Below are 3,135 nucleotides of genomic sequence, written 5' to 3'. Positions count from 1 at the left end.
GAGTCCAGGCTCAGCACGCGGGTGCCGGGCGCGCCGCCCGTCACGCCCGGCCCCGGGGATGGGGGGTGCGCTGGTGCGGGGGGTGCGGCGGAAGCGGTGGGGGCGGCGGGGTGTGGCTCTGGTTTCCCGCCGCCGGGCCGTGGTTTCCCGCCGGGCCGTGGGGGCGGTCCGGTTCGTTGGCTGGGTCGTCGTCCGGGGTGCTGGGCGGGCCCGGCTTCGGACGGGCGCCCCAGCCCAGGTCGTCGGTGGGCTCCACGGTGCCGTGTCCGGTGCCGCCGGCGTCCGCCGTGCGGGGGAGGTCGGCCCAGACCAGCAGTCCGGGGCCGTTCTCGTGCGCGCCCCACGAATGACACAGGGCGTCGACGAGGAGCAGTCCCCTCCCGTGCTCGTCCTCCGGCTGCTGCCGGGTGTTCGCCCGCGGCTGGCCCGGCGCGCACCCCTCGTCGCGCACGGCTATGCGCACCAGCTCGCCACCGTCGTGCAGCTCGCAGACTATGTGGCTGCTCGCCGTGTGCACGATGGCGTTGGTGACCAGTTCGGAGACGACGAGAGCCGCTGTGTCACAGGTGTCCTCGCACACCGACCAGCCGGTCAGCCGTGCCCTCGTCAGGCGTCTGGCCTGGGCCGGGGAACCCGGATGAGCGGCCAGTTCGAAACGGAACCGGCGCTCGGCGGCGGCCCCCGAGGGGGCGCACACCGAGGCGGCGCCGAGGCCGGTGGACCCTGCGGCGGCGTCTGTTCCTAAGGGCGCGGACGGAATCACGCTTGCCACTATCGCCCCGCCGTGAACACTTGGCAAGTGTCACTCTGAAAAATGCAGAGTGCGGTGTGACGTTCTGGAAGGGCGTGGCACACTGCTCGCAACAGCACCTCGCGCGGCGCCAGTTGGGATCGCCGAAGATCTGTTCGAATGCGAGTTCGGACGGAATGGATCTTCGGATGGATCTTCGAGTGGCGCCGCCGAGCTGTCGGCTTTTGTTCGAGGGAGGTGGAGTGTGAGCGAACCCCGGTCCGCACCGACGGTGGGACAGGTCGTCCTCGGTCGGCGCCTGCTGGACCTGCGGGAACGCGCGGGACTCAGACGTGAGGAAGCGGCCCGCATCCTCCGTGTCGCGCCCGCCACCGTCCGCCGTATGGAGACGGCCGAGGTCGCGCTCAAGATCCCGTACCTCCAGATGCTGCTGAAGGAGTACGGCGTCTCCGACGAGGAGGCCGACGCCTTCGTGCAACTGGCGGAGGACGCCAACCGGCCCGGCTGGTGGCAGCGCTTCCACGACATCCTGCCCGGCTGGTTCTCGATGTACGTCAGCCTGGAGGGCGCGGCCTCCCTCATCCGCAGCTACGAACCCCACTTCGTCCCCGGACTGCTCCAGACCGAGGACTACGCGCGCGGCGTGCTGCGCTCCGGGGCCATCGGGCAGACCCGGCCCGAGGACATGGAGCGCCACGTCGACCTGCGCATGCAGCGGCAGGGACTGCTCACCCGTGAGGGCGCGCCCCGGATGTGGGTCGTGATGGACGAGACCGCGCTCCGCCGCCCGGTCGGCGGCCCGGAGGTGATGCGAGCGCAGATCGACAAGTTGCTCGAGGCCACGAAGCTGCCCAACGTGACGCTGCAGATCGCCACGTTCGCCGGTGGGCCCCATCCCGGCACGTACGGGCCGTTCGTGCTGTTCCGATTCGCCATGCCCGAACTGCCGGACATGGTCTACAGCGAGTACCTGACCGGCGCCGTCTACCTGGACGCGCGCGAAGAGGTGGCGACCCACCTCGAGGTCATGGACCGCATGGCGGCACAGGCCGCTACGGCACATCGCACGAAGGAGATCCTCCGGGATCTCCGCAAGGAGCTGTGAATGGAACTCATGGAGCCCCTGAACCCCGTGAAGTCCCCGCCCCACCCGCGGGCGCGCACGGGAAGGATCTACAACGGCATGCCCGCGCGGGAGCTGGGCAGCGAGGGCTGGCACAAGCCGTGGAGCGGCGGCAACGGAGGGAACTGCCTGGAAGCGATGAAGCTCGAGGACGGCCGGATCGCCGTACGCCAGTCCACCGACCCGGACGGGCCGGCGCTCATCTACACCTCCGCCGAGATGACGGCCTTCATCGAGGGGGCGAAGGCGGGAGAGGCGGATTTCCTGCTGTCCTGAACCTTGTTGCCCGCTCTACCTTTGTTCCCCCTTCCGGCTTGGCACTGGCTTGATCACTAACAGTTGCAATTGCAGGCGCAGAGACTTATGGAGTCCCTCATGACCGGGCAGCACCCCGTGGAGATCGACACGAGCAGGCCCCACCCCGCGCGGATGTACGACTGGTACCTCGGAGGCAAGGACAACTACCCGGTCGACGAGGCCATGGGGAAGCAGATGCTCGCCCTCGACCCACGGGTGCCGGTGATGGCACGGGTGAACCGCGCGTTCATGCAGCGGGCCACGCGCTGGCTGGCCGGACGGGGCGTACGGCAGTTCCTCGACGTCGGCACGGGCATCCCCACCGAGCCCAACCTGCACCAGGTGGCGCAGGGGGTCGTGCCCGACGCCCGCGTCGTGTACTGCGACAACGACCCCATCGTGCTGGCCCACGCGGCGGCCCTGCTGCGCGGTACGGACGAGGGGGTGACCGAGTACCTCCAAGCCGATGTGCGCGACCCGGACGTCATCCTGGAGGGCGCGCGGAAGATCCTCGACTTCGACGAGCCGATCGCGCTGTCACTCATCGCGCTGCTGCACTTCGTCCCCGACGAGGACGGGGCGCACGAGCTGGTCGGGCGACTGCTGGACGCGCTGCCCTCGGGCAGCTACCTGATCATCACCCACGCGACGTCCGACTTCACCCCGGAGGAGTCGAAGGCGGCCACGGAGCAGCTCAAGGCGGCGGGCGTCACCCTGGCGCTCCGCTCCCGCGAGGAGTTCACCCGCTTCTTCGACGGCCTGACCCTCGTGGAACCGGGCGTCCAGGTCCCCCACCACTGGCACCCCGAACTGGGCGACCCGATCCCGGGCCAGGACGACGACATCATCCCCGGCTACGGCGCGGTGGCCCACAAGCCGTAACCCCCTGGAGACGGCGGCCCGCCACCCACAACACAGCGGGCCGCCCCTTCACACCCGCGGACCCCCACACGCGGCATCCTCC

The 3,135-nt window shown here is 70.1% G+C and carries 4 protein-coding genes; 3 read left to right on the top strand and 1 reads right to left on the bottom strand.

The genetic code is table 11. The features are described 5' to 3' along the window. Positions 1-40: 40 nt before the first annotated feature. Entirely contained in the window at positions 41-799 is a 759-nt protein-coding gene (locus B7767_RS06295) for an ATP-binding protein (protein ID WP_256923338.1), read from the bottom strand. A 196-nt stretch (positions 800-995) separates the two neighbouring features. Between B7767_RS06295 and B7767_RS06290 the strand changes: the two genes are divergently transcribed. The 3 genes from B7767_RS06290 (at position 996) to B7767_RS06280 (ending at position 3,053) form a co-directional block, all read left to right on the top strand. Next, positions 996-1,856: a helix-turn-helix transcriptional regulator gene (locus B7767_RS06290; RefSeq protein ID WP_085571256.1), complete on the top strand. Its 861-nt coding sequence runs from the start codon at positions 996-998 to the stop codon at positions 1,854-1,856. A gap of 9 nt (positions 1,857-1,865) precedes the next feature. Further along, positions 1,866-2,150 (top strand): DUF397 domain-containing protein, encoded by a 285-nt coding sequence (locus tag B7767_RS06285; RefSeq protein ID WP_085571258.1) that lies wholly within the window; start codon positions 1,866-1,868, stop codon positions 2,148-2,150. A gap of 99 nt (positions 2,151-2,249) precedes the next feature. Further along, a complete protein-coding gene (locus B7767_RS06280; protein WP_085571255.1) occupies positions 2,250-3,053 on the top strand; it encodes an SAM-dependent methyltransferase in 804 nt (267 codons plus the stop codon). The last annotated feature ends 82 nt before the right edge of the window (positions 3,054-3,135 follow it).

Source organism: Streptomyces sp. 13-12-16, from assembly GCF_002114215.1.
Lineage (GTDB): Bacteria > Actinomycetota > Actinomycetes > Streptomycetales > Streptomycetaceae > Streptomyces.
This window is presented reverse-complemented; position numbering and strand designations above follow the sequence as displayed.